The organism is Microvirga sp. HS2 (assembly GCF_055792805.1).
The window spans coordinates 1-17,644 of the sequence record NZ_JBVVAJ010000058.1 but is presented as its reverse complement, the minus strand read 5'-3'; the positions used below and the strand labels follow the sequence as shown (position 1 = coordinate 17,644).

General features: G+C 63.1%; 17 protein-coding genes. 5 read left to right on the top strand and 12 right to left on the bottom strand.

Features of this window, described 5'->3' with window-relative positions; translation table 11 throughout:
* The 5 genes from ACS5Q0_RS26270 to mtoX all read right to left on the bottom strand — a co-directional run.
* Positions 1–895: HAMP domain-containing protein (locus ACS5Q0_RS26270; RefSeq protein WP_473129589.1), on the bottom strand; the 895-nt coding region annotated here is incomplete at its 3' end.
* A 126-nt stretch (positions 896–1,021) separates the two neighbouring features.
* Positions 1,022–2,782 (bottom strand): gamma-glutamyltransferase, encoded by a 1,761-nt coding sequence (ggt, locus tag ACS5Q0_RS26265; RefSeq protein ID WP_473129588.1) that lies wholly within the window; start codon positions 2,780–2,782, stop codon positions 1,022–1,024.
* A gap of 104 nt (positions 2,783–2,886) precedes the next feature.
* On the bottom strand, positions 2,887–4,311 hold the full coding sequence (locus tag ACS5Q0_RS26260) for an FAD-binding oxidoreductase (RefSeq protein ID WP_473129587.1): 1,425 nt from the start codon (positions 4,309–4,311) through the stop codon (positions 2,887–2,889).
* Between the two features lie 32 nt (positions 4,312–4,343).
* Positions 4,344–5,060 carry an SCO family protein gene (locus tag ACS5Q0_RS26255; protein WP_473129586.1) on the bottom strand — a complete coding sequence of 239 codons (717 nt, stop codon included), beginning with the start codon at positions 5,058–5,060 and terminating at the stop codon, positions 4,344–4,346.
* 20 nt (positions 5,061–5,080) lie between these two features.
* Entirely contained in the window at positions 5,081–6,436 is a 1,356-nt protein-coding gene (gene mtoX, locus ACS5Q0_RS26250) for a methanethiol oxidase (RefSeq protein WP_473129585.1), read from the bottom strand.
* Positions 6,437–6,592: 156 nt separating this feature from the next.
* On the opposite strand from mtoX, the gene ACS5Q0_RS26245 reads away from it, so the two are divergent.
* Positions 6,593–7,669: a GlxA family transcriptional regulator gene (locus ACS5Q0_RS26245; protein WP_473129584.1), complete on the top strand. Its 1,077-nt coding sequence runs from the start codon at positions 6,593–6,595 to the stop codon at positions 7,667–7,669.
* A 55-nt stretch (positions 7,670–7,724) separates the two neighbouring features.
* Here the strand turns inward: ACS5Q0_RS26245 and ACS5Q0_RS26240 are convergent, their stop codons facing one another.
* From ACS5Q0_RS26240 to ACS5Q0_RS26215, 6 genes are all read right to left on the bottom strand, one after another.
* On the bottom strand, positions 7,725–8,708 hold the full coding sequence (locus tag ACS5Q0_RS26240) for a 2-hydroxyacid dehydrogenase (protein WP_473129583.1): 984 nt from the start codon (positions 8,706–8,708) through the stop codon (positions 7,725–7,727).
* 37 nt (positions 8,709–8,745) lie between these two features.
* Positions 8,746–9,462, bottom strand: a complete 717-nt coding sequence (locus ACS5Q0_RS26235) for a ribonuclease activity regulator RraA (RefSeq protein WP_473129582.1) — start codon at positions 9,460–9,462, stop codon at positions 8,746–8,748.
* A gap of 18 nt (positions 9,463–9,480) precedes the next feature.
* The gene (gene araD, locus ACS5Q0_RS26230; protein ID WP_473129581.1) at positions 9,481–11,217 is read right to left on the bottom strand and encodes an L-arabinonate dehydratase; all 1,737 of its coding nucleotides are present in this window, start codon (positions 11,215–11,217) and stop codon (positions 9,481–9,483) included.
* A gap of 50 nt (positions 11,218–11,267) precedes the next feature.
* Entirely contained in the window at positions 11,268–12,110 is an 843-nt protein-coding gene (locus tag ACS5Q0_RS26225) for an ABC transporter permease (protein WP_473129591.1), read from the bottom strand.
* Between the two features lie 32 nt (positions 12,111–12,142).
* Positions 12,143–12,904, bottom strand: coding sequence for an ABC transporter ATP-binding protein (locus tag ACS5Q0_RS26220; RefSeq protein ID WP_473129580.1), 762 nt, complete (start codon positions 12,902–12,904; stop codon positions 12,143–12,145).
* A 66-nt stretch (positions 12,905–12,970) separates the two neighbouring features.
* Entirely contained in the window at positions 12,971–13,978 is a 1,008-nt protein-coding gene (locus ACS5Q0_RS26215) for an ABC transporter substrate-binding protein (protein WP_473129590.1), read from the bottom strand.
* 154 nt (positions 13,979–14,132) lie between these two features.
* Between ACS5Q0_RS26215 and ACS5Q0_RS26210 the strand changes: the two genes are divergently transcribed.
* Both ACS5Q0_RS26210 and ACS5Q0_RS26205 read left to right on the top strand, forming a co-directional pair.
* Positions 14,133–14,852, top strand: coding sequence for a GntR family transcriptional regulator (locus tag ACS5Q0_RS26210; RefSeq protein WP_473129579.1), 720 nt, complete (start codon positions 14,133–14,135; stop codon positions 14,850–14,852).
* Positions 14,853–15,022: 170 nt separating this feature from the next.
* Positions 15,023–15,427, top strand: coding sequence for a hypothetical protein (locus ACS5Q0_RS26205; RefSeq protein WP_473129578.1), 405 nt, complete (start codon positions 15,023–15,025; stop codon positions 15,425–15,427).
* 136 nt (positions 15,428–15,563) lie between these two features.
* On the opposite strand, the gene ACS5Q0_RS26200 is transcribed toward ACS5Q0_RS26205, so the two are convergent.
* A complete protein-coding gene (locus ACS5Q0_RS26200) occupies positions 15,564–16,175 on the bottom strand; it encodes a DUF938 domain-containing protein (protein ID WP_473129577.1) in 612 nt (203 codons plus the stop codon).
* 292 nt (positions 16,176–16,467) lie between these two features.
* Here ACS5Q0_RS26200 and ACS5Q0_RS26195 point away from each other — a divergent pair, with 292 nt between their 5' ends.
* Positions 16,468–16,737 carry a hypothetical protein gene (locus tag ACS5Q0_RS26195; protein WP_473129576.1) on the top strand — a complete coding sequence of 90 codons (270 nt, stop codon included), beginning with the start codon at positions 16,468–16,470 and terminating at the stop codon, positions 16,735–16,737.
* Positions 16,738–17,086: 349 nt separating this feature from the next.
* The coding region (locus ACS5Q0_RS26190; protein ID WP_473129575.1) for an ATP-dependent metallopeptidase FtsH/Yme1/Tma family protein at positions 17,087–17,644 on the top strand (558 nt) is incomplete at its 3' end.

Here is a 17,644-nt window from a genome sequence, read left to right as displayed (position 1 = left end):
CCTTGCTCTCGAAGCGCTGCGTGAGCGCGTCGAGCGCCTGCGCCCGGCGCATCTTGGCCTGGCTGTCCGCCTCCTGCTCGGCCGCAAGACGGCGCGCCTCCACCGCATTCTCCTTGAAGACCTGGAGGGCGCGGGCGAGCACGCCCACCTCGTCCTTGCGATCGGTGCCGTTCACATCGACCCCGAGATCGCCCTCGGCCAAGCGCCGCATGGATTCGGTCATCCCCGCGAGCGGACGGACAACACCGAAGATCATGATGGAGCAGATAAGGCCGATGGCGAGGGCCAGACCAACCACCGCCGAACCAATCAGCCACCACGTGGTGCTCGCCGCCAGAGCGGCAGATTCGTCCTTGGCCTGATCGAGTTCGACGGCGATACCCTCCGTGCTCTTGGTGATCTGGTCGCGCAGCTGTCGGCGCAGATCGCGACCGACACCATTGGCGATCTCGGTTGCGTGAGCGTCGTCTCCTTTGAGGGAGAACGCAATGCTCTCATCCAGCTTGTTGAAGTAAACGATGATCGCTTCCTTGAGGCTCTCATTGAGGCTCCGGAATTCCGCCGTACTGGAAAGGCCGATCAACTGATCGAGTTCGGTCAGCGCCCTCTTGACGGAATCCTTATAGGCGTTCTCGACGCTTCTGACCCGGTCGGGCAGATGCTTCGGCACCAGGATCATATTCATTTCCTGGATCGTCGCCTCGTTGACCCGCATATTGATGCTCTGCACCAAACTCAGGCGCTTGGCATCGGCGTTCACGAGATCCTGCGTATCGGCCGCCATATGATCGAGGCTGTTCACCGCCATGGCGATAAGCCCCACGGCGATGGCGACAAAGAACGTGATCGGAAAAGCAATCTTCGTGAGTAGCTTTAGGTTATTGAGAAGTCTCATGATGCTTCGATGACCTGCCCACATGGCCGTGGGAAGCACGCGCCCCAGTGACGCGCCAGACACAGGTGATCGGGCTGATAGCCGGCGACGCTTGTCTGGAACTGGCCGCCGGCGGCTCTGGCGCGTTCAATTGCCGATGGCGACGCCCTCCCGGCGGCTGTCGGCACCACCAGTCAGACCATCAGGACCCACTACGATCGCCTGGATGCCGGAATTCATCTCGATGGCCTTGACCTCGTGGCCCTTCGCCTCGAGAGCCGCCTTCCAGGTTTCGGCCTCCGTGCCGGCTTCGATCTCGGTCGGGCCGTTGCGGCTGCCGAAATTCGGCAGATCGACTGCCATCTGCGGATCGAGTTTCCAGTCCAGGATGGCGACCAGCGTCTTGGCCACGTAGCCGATGATCTGGCTTCCTCCAGGAGATCCGACCACGGCGTAGAGCTTGCCATTGCCGTCCAGCACGACCGTAGGCGCCATGGAGCTGCGCGGACGCTTGCCGGACTCGACCCGGTTGGCGACCGGCTTTCCGTCCTCGGTCGGTGCGAAGTTGAAATCGGTCAGCTCGTTATTGAGGAGAAAGCCGCTCCGGGTCATGAGCCGGGCGCCGAACCCATCCTCGATGGTGGTAGTCATCGACACGGCATTGCCCTCGCCGTCGACCACAGAGATGTGGCTCGTACCGAACTCGATTCCGTCGGAAGGGGCGAAGCGAAACTCCGTCTTCTGGAATGGCGGATCGCCGGCCTTCGCCCGGCCCATGGAGCGGTCCGGACTCACCAGAGCGGCCCGGCTCTTGAGATAGCCCGGATCGACGAGGCCGCGGACCGGAACGCTCACGAAGGCCGGATCGCCAAGGAAAAGAGCCCGATCGGCGAATGCGAGGCGGCCGGCCTCGGCCAGCCAATGCACCGCATCGGGACCGGGCTTCATCGCCGACATGTCCTGGGTTTCGAGCACGCTCATAATCTGCTGGACCGCCACGGCTCCGGAACTCGGAGGGCCCATGCCGCAAATCCGGTAGGTGCGGTAGGGGCCGCAGACCGGCTCCCTCTCCTCGACCCGGTAGGACTTGAGATCCTCCAGGGTCATGTCACCCGGGTTACCGGTATGGCGCGTCACCGTCGCGACAATATCGGCCGCGATGTCGCCGGTGTAGAACGCATCGGCTCCCTTCTCCGCGATGTCACGAAGGGTCCTGGCGAAGGCCGGGTTCTTCAGGACCGTGCCGACGGGTTTCGGCGTGCCGTCCGCCTGATAGAAGTAGGCGCGGGCGATCGGGTCGTTCCGGAGATACTTCTCCTGGCTAAGGAGACCGTTGAGACGCGGCGAGACCGTGAAGCCCTCCTCCGCGAGACGCAGTGCTGGCGCGATAACCTGGGACCAGGGCAGCTTGCCCCACCGCTTGTGGGCGGCTTCCAGCAGACGAAGGGTGCCCGGGACGCCGACGGAGCGGCCGCCGACCACGGCATCGTAGAACTTCATCGGCTTGCCGTCGGGCCCCAAAAACCGCTCCGGCTTTGCTGCGGCCGGGGCCGTCTCGCGCCCGTCCAGGGTCACGAGATTCGTCTTGTCCCAGTAGAGCAGGAATGCGCCACCGCCGATGCCCGAGCTCTGCGGCTCCACGAGGTTGAGAACGAGCTGCACGGCGACCGCGGCATCGACCGCGCTCCCTCCGGCGGCGAGGATCTCCCGTCCGGCCTGCGCAGCCAACGGATTGGCTGCCGCGACCATGTCGCGGGCGGACGTGCCGGCCTGCTTGACGACGCGCCCTGTCGAAGCTTCGGGGGCGGGAGCCTCGGTCTGCGCCCGGACACCGGATGCCAGAAGGGGCGTCAGGGCCAACAGGCCCACACCGAGAATACGTCGCCAGGGGAAAGCACAATAGGTCATAGAGCGGTCCTCACGCGGGATGCAGCCGACATGAGGAGCATAGGGCACCGGACCCGAAAGTGGACCTGCACTTTGGGATTGAGCCGGTGCCCTTCCATGACGCGTTACTGCGCCGGCCGGATGTTCTGGTTCATCCGGAACATGTTCCGGGGATCATAGCGCCCCTTGATTTTGGCCAGACGGGAGTAGTTCGCTCCATAGACCTTCTCGACCCGGTCGGCTTCATCTTCCGGCATGAAGTTGACATAGGCGCTTCCTGTCGCGAACGGCTCGGTCGCCCGGAACAGGTTCCGCGCCCAAGCGATGCAGGCATTGTCGTCCTTGCTCTCGCGCCAGCGGGTATGGACATTCATGACGAAGTGAGACGTCCGCTGCGGGTAGGCAGTTGCATCGGGCGCGACCTGGCTCATCGCACCACCCACGTGAGCGATGAACAGCTCACACTCGTTGCCAGGCAGGGCTCGGACCGCCTGGGTGATCAGATCGAGCGCCCCGTCCTCGAGCGTCTCGAAATCATGGCTCTTCCAGTAGTTGCGAGCCCCGGTCGTCAGGAGCGGATCGAAGGCCGCCTGCCAATCCACGAACCGGTGCGGACCCACCACGTCGGCGATGGGACTGCCGAGCGAGCGGAGCTTCTTCGTGACCCGCTCGCCCTCGGCGAGTTCCCCGGCATAGCACATGGCGAAGATCAAGACCTCGCGCCCATGCCATTCCGCTGGCAGGAACGGGAGCGGCGGCGCCTTGCGCATCACCACCCAGCACGTGAGCTCCTCGGGAGCGTCGATGACGGCCTCGCGATAGGCCCTGAGCAGGTCGCCCGCATGGTCGAAGGGATGCACCACAAGCCCGGACAGAACCTCCGGTCCGACCGGGTGCAGGTTGAATTCGAAGGACGTGACGATTCCGAAATTCCCGCCGCCGCCGCGGATCGCCCAGAACAGGTCCGGATTGTCCTCCGCGCTGGCGCGTAGAAGTTGACCGTCGGCGGTGACCACATCAGCGGAGACCAGGTTGTCGACGGTCAAACCATATTTGCGGGTGAGCCAGCCGAAGCCTCCACCAAGGGTCAGGCCGGCGATTCCCGTCGTCGAATTGATGCCAGTGGGCACGGCAAGCCCGAAGGCCTGGGTCTCTCTGTCCACGTCGCCCAGCGTCGCGCCGGGCCCGACCCACGCGCGCCTTGCGGCAGCATCGACGCGGACGGAGTTCATCGGCGAGAGATCGATCATCAGCCCGCCCTCGCACACGGCGTTGCCCGCGATATTGTGCCCTCCGCCGCGCACGGCGACGACCAGATCGTTCTCGCGCGCGAAGTCAACGGAGCGCATGACGTCGGCCGCACCATGGCAGCGGATGATCAGGCCCGGTGAACGGTCGACCATACCGTTCCAGATAGTGCGTGCCATGTCATACCCGTCCTCGTCCTTGGCCAGGGCTGATCCGCGCAGTCCTCCTTTCAGGGTCAGCAATGCCTCGGGCGTGATAGACGTCGTCTGGCCGCTGATCGTGGCGATTGAGAGCGTCGTCATCTGGCTTTCCTTCCATATGGGAGGTGCGGAATTCACCTCGTTGGGGGCAGGCGTTGGTCATGCTGTTCTTCGTCGAGGATCAGGGTCCGAATGTCGTTGAGCGCCAGCTCAGGGTCGAGGAAGTCGAGGCTGTAGATGTTGCGGACCTGGCCCGCCGGATCGATCAGGAAGACCCGCAGGATGTGGGCCAAAGCGCCGGAGGTGCTGGGCTGCGCCTTCGGCATCACAGACTGGTCGTAGGCTGCGAGAACCGGCTGGAGCTGCGCCTGGTCCGCCGCCGTTACATAGAGCCATTCCGGCGCCCGTGGATCGGCGGAGCGCCAGTGTGCCGCGTATTCGGCCATGACCTCCGGCGTATCGTGCTCAGGATCGAAGCTCATCGTGACGAGGCGCAGCCGGCGAGCGATCTCGGAGTTTCCCGTGGCGAGATCCTGCAGCTCCGACAGACGCAACGAAGCCGTTGGGCAGATATCCCCGCAGTGGGTATAGATGAATGCCAGGATCGAGATCCGGCCGCGCATCAGCTCGGCCAGATCGTGCTCCTGCCCCAACTCGTCAAGAACGCGCCCCCCAGCCGCCGTCTTGATGGCCGGGAGCCGGTATGTTCCCGGCTCTGCTATAGGAAAGGCGTAACCGGCACTCGGCCCGGCGGCCGCGCTCTGGGGCTCCTGGCGCCTGTCATGTGCGCCCGCCGTGGGCAGACCGGTCAGGAGCGCGATGCAGACAAGCGTGCGTGCGGCGTAGGCCATGGCCCGCCTCCCTCTAGCCATCAGCTCGGGTACAGGCTCCGCGAGCCGAACTGCATGATGTGCGGACGACCGAGCTTCTCGGCCATGAAATCGATCTCGAAGCGCGGAGCGAGCTGCTGACCGTCCCAGGTATAGGCTTTCAGAAACTGCTCGTTGTCCGGGCCAGTCTTGTCCCAGTTCGAGAGCAGGGAACTGGTGTAGTAGAGCCGCTTTCCGTCCCAGCTCTGGGACACCATGTTGACCTGGCTGCCGATCTTCTTCTCGTAGATCTGCTTCGGCTTGTGAGGATCGGACACGTCGAAGACCCGGGTCATGCCGTCCATGAAGGTATCGACGAAAAGCGTCCTGTCGTCGGCGCTCAGGCTGATGTCGACCGGAACGGGCATCTTTGAGGGGTCTCCGACGTCGGCGACCTCTTTCGCCTTCCATTCCCCACGTTGATCTTCGTAGACGAGCCAGATCTTGGACGTGAGCGCCGTCGAAGTGAAGGCGTAATTGTTGTACGGCCCCCAGGCCCACCGGATTTCCAGCGGGACGCCCGGCACATGGAAAACCTTCTTCGGCTTGCGGCCGTGGAAATCCCACAGCACCATGGTCTGGCCGAAGTGCTTCATCGCCTCGGGGTCCTTGGCGAGTTCGCCGAAGGGGCGCATGTAATTGTCCCGCCCGGTGAACGAGGACGTGAGCATCACGTTCTTGCGCGGCAGGACGCGGGCATCATAGCCATAGCCGTCGGCGATCTTGTCCACGTCCGCTCCCTGAGCATCATCGGCCGTAGGCATCCAGTGGGTCGCGACGTATTCGCCGTCATTGGAATATTCGACGAGGGCCGTGCGGCCGCCGCCATCCTTGTTCGAGAGGGCCGAAATCATGACGCGTCCCGGCAGCGCATAGGCTCCGTGCGGCCCGACCGCGCCTCCCGACTTTTCCGTGAAATCATCGATGGTCTTCACGAGCTTCGGATTCGACGGATCGCTTGCGACATCGAAGACGTAGATCCTGCTGTCGTTGAGGCCGGACATCCAGAGGAAGCGACGGTCGTCCGTGAAGCCGCCGTGATGAGCCTCGCCACGACTGCCTACGGAATCGACATCGATGACCTTGCCGAAGGTGGGTGAGTTCTTGCGCACATCGACGGTCACGACCTTGTCGGAGGAGTCCCCCACTCCCTCGATGCCAAGGGTCCAGACATAGACGAACTCCTCCTCGCCGGTAATCTTGGCCATATACGGAGATTGGCAGGTCTCATCGGCCAATGCCGCATGCCCTCCCAGCCCTACGAACAGGGCTGCCGTGCCCGGGATCAGCGCCTGGAAGATGCGGTTGCGGGAAGACGTTGCGGAGAGTTCCCGAAGCGGAGCTGCTACCCTTTTCATGGTCTTCTCCTGTCCTGACTTGACGCTCACGCGCGGCTCTCGTGTGCCAGCGCGCACATCGTGAACGAATGGACCCAACTCTGCTCCGAGTTCGCCTTGCCGGGGAGCGGCGATCATGACAACGTGCCGGGGTGAGGCTGCCAAGGAGAGTTACCGATGCTCCATGTGGCTGTTCTGTTCCTCAATGGCGGATGCGCCTCCACGGCTCTTCTCCCGATGGAGGTTTTTCGCAGCGCCGGCGTGCTCTGGAACCTGCTCAACAATCAGGCGCCAGATGCCCGCTTCCGCGTGACGACGGCATCCGCCGGAGGCAGGCCTGCCGTGGCGGACCAGTTGGTGTCCCTGACACCCTCCTGTGCCCTGGAGGCCCTGGAGCGACCGGACATCGTTTTCGTTCCCGCAGGCGGCCTGCCCCTCGATACGCTGATGCGCACCGGATATGTCATCGACGCGGTGATGGAGCGGAATGCCCGTGTCATTCCCTGGCTGCGCCGGTGGGCAGCTGAGGGCGCGAAGATCGCAGGAGTCTGCTCGGGCGTGGCCCTGCTGGCCGAGGCGGGCCTTCTTGATGGCAAGCGCGCCACAACTCACTGGGGGCTCGCAGACATCTACCGGCAGCGTTTCCCGAACGTGGACTGGCAGCCGGAATATCTCATCACCGACGCCGGCGACGTCTTCTGCGGCGGCGGCATCAACTCGGCGGCGGACTTAAGCCTGTATCTGGTCGAGCGGTTCGGCAGCCGCGATCTTGCTCTGGAATGCGCCAAGGCTCTTCTGATCGAGATGCCGCGGACTTGGCAGGTCGCCTTTCCAGACGTGGCGCTGCGCACGAGCCACAACGACGAGAGCATCCAGCTCGCCCAGGACTGGCTGCACCGGCATTATCAACGTCCTATCAGCGTGGACGCCATTGCCGCCCGCGTCGGCATGAGCCCTCGCAATTTCATCCGGCGCTTCAAGGACGCGACCGGGCAAACGCCATTGAGCTATACCCATTGCATTCGCGTGGCCATGGCCAAGAGGCTGCTGGAGGATGGGCGTCAGACCGTTCAGGAGGTCGGCCTGACCGTCGGCTACGAGGATCAGGCTTTCTTCCGGGGATTGTTCAAGCGCCACACGGGCGTTTGCCCGGCCGAATATCGAACCCGCTTCGGCATGCAGCCCATTTCCCATCCAGCCGTTGGACCATCATCGAGAGGAAGCCCACTCAAGCCGGCCGGCGCCCGACGCTGACTTTGCCCTGAGCGCAAAAGCTCAAGAGGCACGGTGCCTGGGATCCTGCTGGCTATCAGGTGGGACTGAGCATGATCTCGTTCTGCAATGGCCTTCCCTCGAAAAAGGCAGCGATGTTGGAGAGGACCGAATCCATCTTGCCCACGAACGAATCCCAGGTTCCGGCCGCGATGTGAGGCGTCAAAACCGTGTTGGGCAGAAGAGCCAAAGGATGCTGGGCGGGCAGCGGCTCCGTCTCGAACACGTCGATGCCTGCAGCACCGGGCCGCCCTTCCTTCAACGCATCCACGAGGGCTGCTTCATCCACGATCCCCCCACGGGCGGTATTGATGAGGATGGAGTTGGGCTTCATCAAGGAAAGTTCGTCGCGTCCGATGAGATTGCGGGTTTCCGCGGTCAGGGGCAAATGAAGCGTGACCACATCAGCCTCGCGCAGAATGCGCTCCAGGGATGCCGGCGCGAGTCCGAGTTCCTTTTCCCTTTCCGGCGACAGGCGCACGTTCGGGTCGGAATAAAGCCCTCTGGCCCAAAACCCTCTGAAGCGTTCGGCCGCAGCCTGGCCGATGCGGCCCATGCCGACATATCCGACCGTTTTGCCTGCAAGCTCGATGGAAACCGGCCGCAGGCTGTTGGCATGCCAGCGTCCGTTCCGAAGCTCCGGATCGGCGAATGCCACGCGTCGAGCCGCCGCGAGGGCCAGCATGACCGCATGTTCTGCGACTCCGATGGTTCCGGCCGTGCTGACGGCAAGGCGAACGCCGCGCTCGACCAGGGCCGGGACATCGACGGTATCATGGTAGCCGACGCCCTGGTGCTGGACAAAACGCAGGCGGGGAGCCGCCTCGATCGTTCTGCGCGTCAGCCGTGTCGCAGCGGCGATGATCGCTTCGCATTCGCGGACCTTGGCGACGCGCTCGTCGTCATCGTCACGGTCCAGGAAAACCAGCTCCAGGGACGGCGGCTTCAGGCGCCGCATGAGATCGTAGATCTCGGGCGTGCCGAGGCTGTTGTAGAATACCTTGACGACGGACGATGACATGCCTGCGGCTCCTGGGTGACTGCTCGCGAGAACGTGCTCAGCGCTTGTTGACCTCGCGCCAGGAGGCGAAATCGATCAGAGTCTGAGGATCGGTCGCAGGATAGAGACCCAGGATCGACCGGCCCTTCAACACCTCCTCCTGAACGAAATCTTCGAATGCGGTCATCTCGACGGCTTCGTTCGCGATCTCGTCCGCGAGGTGCGCCGGGATGACCACCACGCCCTCGCCGTCTCCGACGACCACATCGCCCGGCCAGACCGGCACGTCGCCGCAGCCGATCGGTACATTGATGTCGAGCGCCTGATGATGAGTGAGGTTGGTGGGCGCCGAAGGACGGCCGTGATAGGCCGGAATGTCGAGACGGGCGATCTCCGGCGAATCCCGGAAGCCGCCGTCGGTGACCACGCCGGCGACGCCTCGCTTCATGAGCCGGGACACCAGGATGCCGCCAGCCGATGCCGCGCGCGCATCCTTGCGGCTGTCGATGACCATGACGGCACCGGGCGGGCATTCCTCCACCGCCTTGCGCTGCGGGTGAGCACGATCCTGGAACACGCTGATCGGGTTCAGATCCTCGCGAGCCGGAATGTAGCGCAGGGTGAAGGCTTCGCCCACCATGTTGCCCAGGTTCGGGTTGAGCGGGCGCACATCCTGAATGAACTGGTTACGCAGGCCGCGCTTGTAGAGGGCGGTGCACAGCGTTGCGGTGCTCACGCCTTTGAGTTTCTCGCGTGTTTCGGGGTTTAGGGCCATGGTGCTTGTCTCCAATCGTCAGAAGATGGCAGGCTCGCCCACCGGCGCGCCGAAGCTCGTTTCCAGGAAGTCGAAATCGCAGCCCTCGTGGGCTTGGCGAATGTGGCGCGTGAACATCCACCCGTAGCCGCGCTCGAAGCGAGGCTCGGGCTTCACCCATGCCGCGCGGCGGCGCTCCAGTTCCTCGGCGGGCACGTCGAGGTTGATCGTGCGGGCCGCGACGTCGAGCGAGATCATGTCGCCGTTCCTCACCAGCGCCAGCGGGCCGCCCACATAGGATTCGGGCGACACGTGCAGAATGCATGCGCCATAGCTCGTGCCGCTCATGCGTGCGTCCGACAGGCGCACCATGTCGCGCACACCCTGTTTCACCAGCTTTCTGGGAATCGGCAGCATGCCCCATTCCGGCATGCCCGGCCCACCCTGGGGACCGGCATTGCGCAGGATCAGAACATGGTCGGGCGTGACGTCGAGGTTCTCGTCCTCGATTGCGGCCTTCATGGACGGATAATCGTCAAATACGAGAGCCGGACCCGTATGCTTTAGAAAGTGCGGGTCGCAGGCACTCGGCTTGATCACGCAGCCGTCGGGCGCGAGATTGCCCTTGAGCACGGCGAGTGCGCCTTCGGCATAAATCGGATTGTCCATCGGGCGGATGACGTCGTCGTTGTAGACCTCCGCCTGCGCGATGTTCTCGCCCAATGTCCGGCCATTGACGGTGAGAGCCTCGAGATGGAGGTAATCCCTGATGCGGGTCATCAGCGCTGGCAGGCCGCCTGCGTAGAAAAAATCCTCCATCAGGTATTTGTCGCCGCTCGGGCGGATATTGGCAACGACAGGGACCTTGCGGCTGGCGATCTCGAAATCGCCAAGCCCGATATCCTGTCCGGCCCGGCGCGCCTGCGCGATCAAATGGATGATGGCGTTGGTGGAGCAGCCCATCGCCATCGCTACAGCGATGCCGTTCAGGAACGCTTCACGGGTCTGCACCTTGTTGGGCGTCAGATCCTCCCACACCATCTCGACGATGCGACGGCCGCATTCGGCGCTCATGCGAATATGGTTGGCGTCCGCTGCCGGAATGGAAGACGCGCCCGGAAGCGTCATGCCGATGGCTTCCGCGATCGCCATCATGGTGCTGGCGGTGCCCATGGTCATGCAGGTGCCGTAGCTGCGGGCGATGCCTGCCTCCATGTTGAGCCAATCGGCATTGGATATCGTTCCGGCGCGGCGCTCGTCCCAATACTTCCAGGCGTCGGAACCCGAGCCGAGGATCTTGCCCTTCCAGTTTCCGCGCAGCATCGGCCCTGCGGGGAGATAGATCGCGGGTAGCCCCGCGCTCGTTGCGCCGAGCAGCAAAGCCGGCGTGGTCTTGTCGCAGCCTCCCATGAGCACCACGCCGTCCACCGGGTGGGAGCGCAGCAGCTCCTCCACGTCCATTGCCAGCAGGTTGCGGTAGAGCATGGTCGTGGGCTTTACATACTGCTCCGCGAGGGAGATTCCCGGCAGCTCGATCGGGAAGCCGCCGGCCTGCAGCACCCCGCGCTTCACATCGTCGACGCGTTGCTTAAAATGGGCGTGGCAGGGATTGATGTCGGACCAGGTGTTGAGGATTGCGATCACCGGACGGCCCGCCCAGTCCTCCGGCGCATAGCCCATCTGCATCATGCGGGAGCGATGGCCGAAGCCGCGCAGATCATCGGGCGCGAACCATCGTGCGCTGCGCAGCGCATCGGGTATTTTCTTGGCTGACATGAGAAGATCCCTGTTGAGTGGCCGGGAGGATGGCGGAGCCGAGCGCAAGCTCAGCTCTGGAGCCCCCATTTCCGGATGGTCTTTCGCTCGATGGTCTTGAAGATCAGGTTCTCGACGATCAGGCCGATGGTGATGACGGTCAGCAGCCCCGCAAAGACGGACGGAATGTCGAGCAGGTTGCGGTTCTCGAAGATGAACCACCCCAGCCCCCCCTGCCCCGAAGACACGCCGAAGACCAGCTCCGCTGCGATCAGGGTGCGCCAGGCGAAGGCCCAGCCGATCTTCAGTCCGGTGAGGATCGACGGAAAGGCTGCGGGAACCAGGATCTTGAACACGTAGGACAGGCCCTTGAGCCCATAGTTGCGCCCCACCATGCGCAGGGTCTGCGACACCCCAAGGAAGCCCGAATGGGTGTTGAGCGCTACGGCCCAGAGGACCGAATGGATGAGGATGAAGACGAGGCTGCCGTTGCCGAGGCCAAACCAGATCAGCGCGAGCGGAAGAAGCGCAATGGCTGGCAGCGGATTGAACATCGCCGTCATCGTCTCGAGGAAATCCGTGCCGATGCGGGTGTTGATGGCGAGGATCGTCAGGATCGCGGCCAGCGTCACGCCAGAGGCATAACCCATCAGCAGAACCTTCAGCGACGTCCAGGCCCTCATCAAGAGCGTACCGTCCGCGATCCGGTCGACCATGGTGGAGAGGGTGTCGCTCAGCGTCGGGAAGAGCAGCGAGTTGTCGAGGTAGCGTCCATACACCTCCCAGACGATTCCGAGGAAGATGATGATCGCTGTCTTTCGGACGAAGCCGTTGCCCCAGATGACTTCCAGGGTGCTGAGCTTGCGTTCCACCTCACCGGTATGAGGCTCGGCAGGCACCGCCTCCGCGCGCATCACGATCTGTGCATTGCTCATGAGCGTCATCCCTAGTGTGCGCTTTCTTCCGCGAAAAGAAGCTCGTGGATGTGTTTTTCAAGCTGCCCCGCACTCCCGTCGGTCGGGGAGACAAGGTCGACGTCGTTTACCTCGGCCTTCACGCGGCCAGGATGGGGCGACAGAAGCAGGATGCGGTTTCCGATCTTGATGGCTTCGGCAATCGAATGCGTGACGAAGAGCACGGTGAATTTCGTGTCCTCCCACAACTGCAGAAGCTCGTCCTGGCAGGTGCGGCGGGTCAGCGCGTCGAGCGCCGCGAAGGGCTCGTCCATGAGCAGAATATCGGGCTCCATCGCCATGCCGCGGGCGATTGCCACGCGCTGCTTCATGCCTCCGGACAGAGTGTGCGGGTAGGAGTTGATGGCGCGGGTGAGATTGACCTTCTCGATATAGGCCTTCGCCCTGTCCTCCGCCTCCTTGCGCGGCAGCTTGCGCGCGACGAGGAGCGGGAACATGACGTTCTCCAGCACTGTCTTCCATGGCAGGAGCTGGTCGAACTCCTGAAAGACCATCATGCGGTCCGCGCCAGGCTCCGTGACCTCGCGCCCCTTGATGCGTATCTTGCCCTCGCTCGGATTCAGGTAACCGCCGACGGCCTTGAGCAGCGTGGACTTGCCGCAGCCGGACGGGCCAAGAAGCACGAAGCGGTCGGATTGATTGACCTGGAAACTGACCCGGTCGGTCGCTGTCACGAGAACGCTAGGCGTCTTGTAGCGCAGCGTCACGCCACTGACGTCGAGAAGAGCGGACATGAACGAATCCCTGAAAACGGAAAGGCGTTGGTGCGCCCCACTCTATTGCGGGGCGCACGGGTTCGATCAGTTGCCGTTCAGATCATGCGCGATCGGCAGGTAGAAATCCTTCCACGACGAGGGCTTCGTCTTGAGCGTGCCGATCTTGTAGAGGTGCTCGGCGAACTTCATCGTGCCCTGCGGCTGGAGGTTCCACTCCATCATGCCCGGCTCCTTGAGCCATGCGAGCAGATCCTCGGCGCTCGTCTTGTCGCCGGTGATTTCCTTGTAGATGTCAACGGCCTCCTTGGTATTGCTGCGGATGAAATCCTGCGCCTCTTTCGATGCGGCGCGGACCGCCTCGATGACCTTCGGATTGGCTTCGGCGAACTTGGTCGTCGTGAAGAACTGGCCCTGCGTGAGCGGGCCGCCAATGATGTCGGGTGATTGCACGATGATGCGCGCACCCGGCACGGTCTTCATCTCGATGTACTGGAAGGGGGGCGCGGCGAAGTGGTTCTTCACCTCGTGCTGCGGGTTCGTCATGGCGGCGACCGCATCGGGGTGACCGAGCTGAACGGTGTTGGCGTCGAGCTTCGACCACTGATCCTCACCGAATTCCTTGGCGCTCGCCATCTGCAGCAGAATGGCCTGCGTCGAGACCTTGACGGTCGGCACCGCGATCTTGTCACCGGAGCCGAAGTCCTTCAGCGATTTGATCTTGGGATCATGCGTGACCAGGGCCAGCGGCTGAGCCGACGTGGCGACGATGCCCTTCACGCCGCCTTTCGTGCGATCCCAGAGCAGGAGCAGATTGCCGACGCCGGTATTGACCATGTCGACCCCGCCGGACAGGAGTGCATCGGTCTGGGCGCCACCGCCGCTGAAGGTCACCCACTTCGTCTTGAGTTCAGGCAAGCCGAGCTGCGCCGCATGCTTCTCGATCAGGTGCTGCTTCTCGATGATGTGGGTCGGCAAATAGAGAATGCCGGGCTGACGGGTGATCGAAATCTCGCTCTTCTGTTGAGCCTGAGCGGCGCCTGCGAGCGCAAGCAGTCCAACGGCGGCTGCGATCCCGGCGCCGAGGCGCCTCATCTGCTTCTTCATGGTGTTTCCTCATCAGGGCCCCTCTTGGCGGGGGCTGCGGGACAATCCGGCACTTCCGTTCCGGCAGCTAGTACGCTAATGCATTAGTACATGACTTGCAAGTGTGCTATAAGAGCTGCAACAAGCAATCAGGTTGTCCGGAATGGCGTCGAGACCAGCATTGAAGCAGCACCTTCCCCTGCAAGTCCCTGAACGTTTGGAGCGTGGCCGTCAGGCCGCTCCTCAGGTCTTCGAACGGCTCAGGGAGGCGATTCTGTCTCTCGAGCTCACCCCGGGCACGACCCTGTCACGGACCACGCTCGCCAGCCAGTTCGGCGTCAGCTCAACCCCGATCCGGGACGCTCTGATGCGTCTGGAGGAGGAAGGCCTGGTCGACGTCTTTCCGCAGCACGCTACCGTCGTCAGCCCCATTGACCTGACCCTCGCCCACCAAGCGCATTTCCTGCGGCGCTCACTGGAGCTCGAGATCGTGCGCAGCCTGGCCTTGAGCCCGGACCCGCGACTGATTGCCCGTCTCAAAGGCATCCTGGCGCAGCAGCAAGCCCTTATGGAAGCCAACGACCTGCAGGCATTCGAACTGGCCGACCAGGACTTTCACCGGCACCTCTATGAAGCCGCCCAGATGCAGGATCTCTGGCTGCTGGTGCGCAGCCGAAGCGGACATATCGACCGTCTGCGCCGTCTCAACCTGCCGACGCCCGGCAAGATCGAAAGCATCCTCCAGCATCACAGGCTGATCGTGCAGGCAATCGCCGACGGCAAGCCCGACGTCGCGCAGCAACATCTGCGCGATCACCTTTCGGGAACCCTTTCCCATGTAGACGAGATCAGCGCACGGTTTCCCGGCTATGTCAGGAAATAGCGCAGCCGCCTGATCCGCCTCCCTGAGCGCCTCTGTGACCAAGCTCCATAGTGCGGACCTTGGCTTGGACTGATGTCCTCCAGCGGGCTCGGCAAGAGCATCCGTGACACAAAATGGCCGCCGATGTCGTCGATAGCCTCGCGCCAAGACGAGACAGGGATACTGCACACTTGGGCACCGGCATCATCACCACCGCGCTTCTCCTCATTATTGGCTATATCATTCTCACCAAGGTCATCGGCATCGCTTTTCGACTGGTTGTGCCCGTGGTCCTGCTCGTGATTCTAGGGAGCGCGGGCATCTTTGCGGACCTGCTGCCGCAGAGGGGGCCAGGCTATGACAACGTCGATCGTTACCAGCCCTACGATCAGGATCGCCGCATGCCGGAAGACGGCAGCCGCTTAGGGGACATGCGCCTTCGCGACGTTGCCGATGCCGTCGTCGACGCGACCCGATCCGTTCTGCAATACGTCGCGGCTCTCCTGGACCGTGCGGCGGACGCCGGGCGACCGGAGCAATTGCCGCAATATTCCGATCCTCATCCCCGGCGAGACCGGTTCCGCGAGGGCGAATGACCGTCCTACGACGATCCGGCTGCGTGGGATTCGGCGCCCCGGCCCGGGCGGACATATTGAGGATTCTTGCGGGACGGAATTTCTTCCCTCCCATCCCGAATCACGACAATGCGGAATTCACGTCGCTCATGGGTGTTCAGCGGCGGAAGACGAGGCTGAGATTGTGCGAAGGCATCGGAATGCGCTCGGTGAGTTCGAGCCCGTGGGCGCTCGCAAGGCTCACCACGTCTTCGAGATCGCGGACGCCCCACTCCGGATTCCGGCGCCTCAGATCCTGGTCGAAGGCCTCGTTGCTTGTCGACGTATGGACGCCGTTCTCCTTGTAGGCTCCGTAAAGGTAGAGCACACTTCCCGATGGCAGGACACGCCCCGCGCCGGCGATCAGCCCTCGTGTCGCCTGCCACGGCGATATATGGACCATATTGATGGCCACGATGGCGTCTGCTCGCTCCACCGGCCAGCTTGCGGCGGCGTCAAGGGGTAGCGGAGCAAGGAGGTTGGGCAACTGCGCAACCGCTCGATGGGCGGCGATGCTGCTCAGGGCCCGCTCGTCACGGTCGGTCGGCTGCCACGTCAAGTGCGGCAGGGCTCCGGCGAAGTGAACGGCGTGTTCCCCCGTTCCGCTTGCGATTTCCAGAACCGTCCCGGCCGGGGGCAGAACCCGTTGCAGCACTGACAGGATCGGATCACGATTTCGTGCGACCGAGGGCGTAGTCAGGGCTTCGTTGGCGTTCTGCGCATTTGTCATTGCACCCTCCAATATCCTAAAACACATCATGACAGCTGCTTAGGGCCGGATCTCAGCCATGCCGTCAAGGCTAGCCGGCTCGAAGTCGAAGCCCAGGCAGCGCAGCGTGGGATTAACACTCTCCCGTGTCTCGTATACGCTGTATGAAACACACCAGACGCTGTCCTGGCACCACCGTCGTCTTCATGCAGCCAGGCAACTGCTGCGAGGCCCTGGCGAGACCTTGCGCTGTCAACGCCTATCACCTCTTCGGCTGCAGGTATGGCTGCATCAAGCCGCAACGGAGATCTCAATGCGGATAATCTACGCCTCGCAGACCAACAAAGCCGGCCCAACCTCCCTCTGGGGCATCGTGATCAAGCTCGCTCTGGTAGTCCTGAGCGCAGCCATCGTGCTGGCCGTCGCGCTGATTGGGCTGTTCATCGTCCTTCCCCTGATGCTCGCCGGAGGCGTCGCCCTGTCTTTTTACCTCCGGAGAAGAGCGCGCCAGGCTCGGCGCGCTCCGCCTGAGAACGATGTGATCGATGTGGAATATACCGTCATCGAGCACGACCGGAGATGATTTCCGCCGTCACCCGGGGCTGATGGTCCAGCCTTGAACTCGGCCTTTTCACCCACCATCTTTCAGGGACCAGGGTCCGGGCCCCTCTGACAGCCTGCCCAGGCTGTGATGTCGGACTCTCATGTCTGAGGAACGGTGGAACCGCTCCGCATCTGGGAGACGGCTGTGGCGTCCTGCTCCGCGACCTGTGTCGACGATGCCACCCGCATTCGCATGAATGAGACGGGAGGCTCGATAACCCGGCTTGGTTTTTCGACCCTCAATATTCGGCTTCGGCCCCGTTCCACGAGCCACGGCCGGTTCCAGTCTGCCCACGATTTGAGCATCATCTCGATAGGAAAGCGATCCGATGAACACTCCGAATGCCGGACCTGACTTTCGCAATCTCGCGATTGCGGGCGCAGTGATGGCGCTGCTGGCGATGTTCTTTTTTCAGAGCATGCCGGCCCAGCAGTCTGATCAAGTCCCCTACTCTGCTTTCGTGACCGCCGTCGATCAGGGCGAAATTCGCTCCGTCACGATCCAGGGGCAGGAGGTTGTCGCAGAGCGCTCGTCGGGTGACCGCGTCACGACCTATGTTCCGCAAGGCGCCAACCTGGTTGCGCAACTCCAGCAAAAAGGCGTCGTGATCAAGGCCGAGCCGCCGCCGCAGCCCAGCCTTATCGGCAGTCTTCTGCTGTCGCTGCTGCCGCTCGCCCTGATGATCGGGATCATGGTCTTCCTGTCCCGCAGGGCCATGGGCCAGCAGGGTGGTGGCGGAGGCCTGCTGTCGATGGGCAAGTCAAAGGCGAAGTTGCTGACGGAGGCGCATGGTCGTGTGACGTTTGACGACGTGGCGGGGATCGACGAGGCCAAGGAGGATCTGCAGGAGGTGGTCGAGTTCCTGCGCGATCCGCAGAAGTTCCAG

Coding starts and splice junctions, on each gene's coding strand:
- ACS5Q0_RS26240 (WP_473129583.1), bottom strand. CDS start 8,708: ATGTCATCGTCCGTCGTCAAGGTATTCTACAACAGCCTCGGCACGCCC.
- ACS5Q0_RS26235 (WP_473129582.1), bottom strand. CDS start 9,462: ATGGCCCTAAACCCCGAAACACGCGAGAAACTCAAAGGCGTGAGCACC.
- araD (WP_473129581.1), bottom strand. CDS start 11,217: ATGTCAGCCAAGAAAATACCCGATGCGCTGCGCAGCGCACGATGGTTC.
- ACS5Q0_RS26245 (WP_473129584.1), top strand. CDS start 6,593: ATGCTCCATGTGGCTGTTCTGTTCCTCAATGGCGGATGCGCCTCCACG.
- ACS5Q0_RS26260 (WP_473129587.1), bottom strand. CDS start 4,311: ATGACGACGCTCTCAATCGCCACGATCAGCGGCCAGACGACGTCTATC.
- ACS5Q0_RS26225 (WP_473129591.1), bottom strand. CDS start 12,110: ATGCGCGCGGAGGCGGTGCCTGCCGAGCCTCATACCGGTGAGGTGGAA.
- ACS5Q0_RS26195 (WP_473129576.1), top strand. CDS start 16,468: ATGCGGATAATCTACGCCTCGCAGACCAACAAAGCCGGCCCAACCTCC.
- ACS5Q0_RS26220 (WP_473129580.1), bottom strand. CDS start 12,904: ATGTCCGCTCTTCTCGACGTCAGTGGCGTGACGCTGCGCTACAAGACG.
- ggt (WP_473129588.1), bottom strand. CDS start 2,782: ATGACCTATTGTGCTTTCCCCTGGCGACGTATTCTCGGTGTGGGCCTG.
- ACS5Q0_RS26210 (WP_473129579.1), top strand. CDS start 14,133: ATGGCGTCGAGACCAGCATTGAAGCAGCACCTTCCCCTGCAAGTCCCT.
- ACS5Q0_RS26255 (WP_473129586.1), bottom strand. CDS start 5,060: ATGGCCTACGCCGCACGCACGCTTGTCTGCATCGCGCTCCTGACCGGT.
- ACS5Q0_RS26200 (WP_473129577.1), bottom strand. CDS start 16,175: ATGACAAATGCGCAGAACGCCAACGAAGCCCTGACTACGCCCTCGGTC.
- mtoX (WP_473129585.1), bottom strand. CDS start 6,436: ATGAAAAGGGTAGCAGCTCCGCTTCGGGAACTCTCCGCAACGTCTTCC.
- ACS5Q0_RS26215 (WP_473129590.1), bottom strand. CDS start 13,978: ATGAGGCGCCTCGGCGCCGGGATCGCAGCCGCCGTTGGACTGCTTGCG.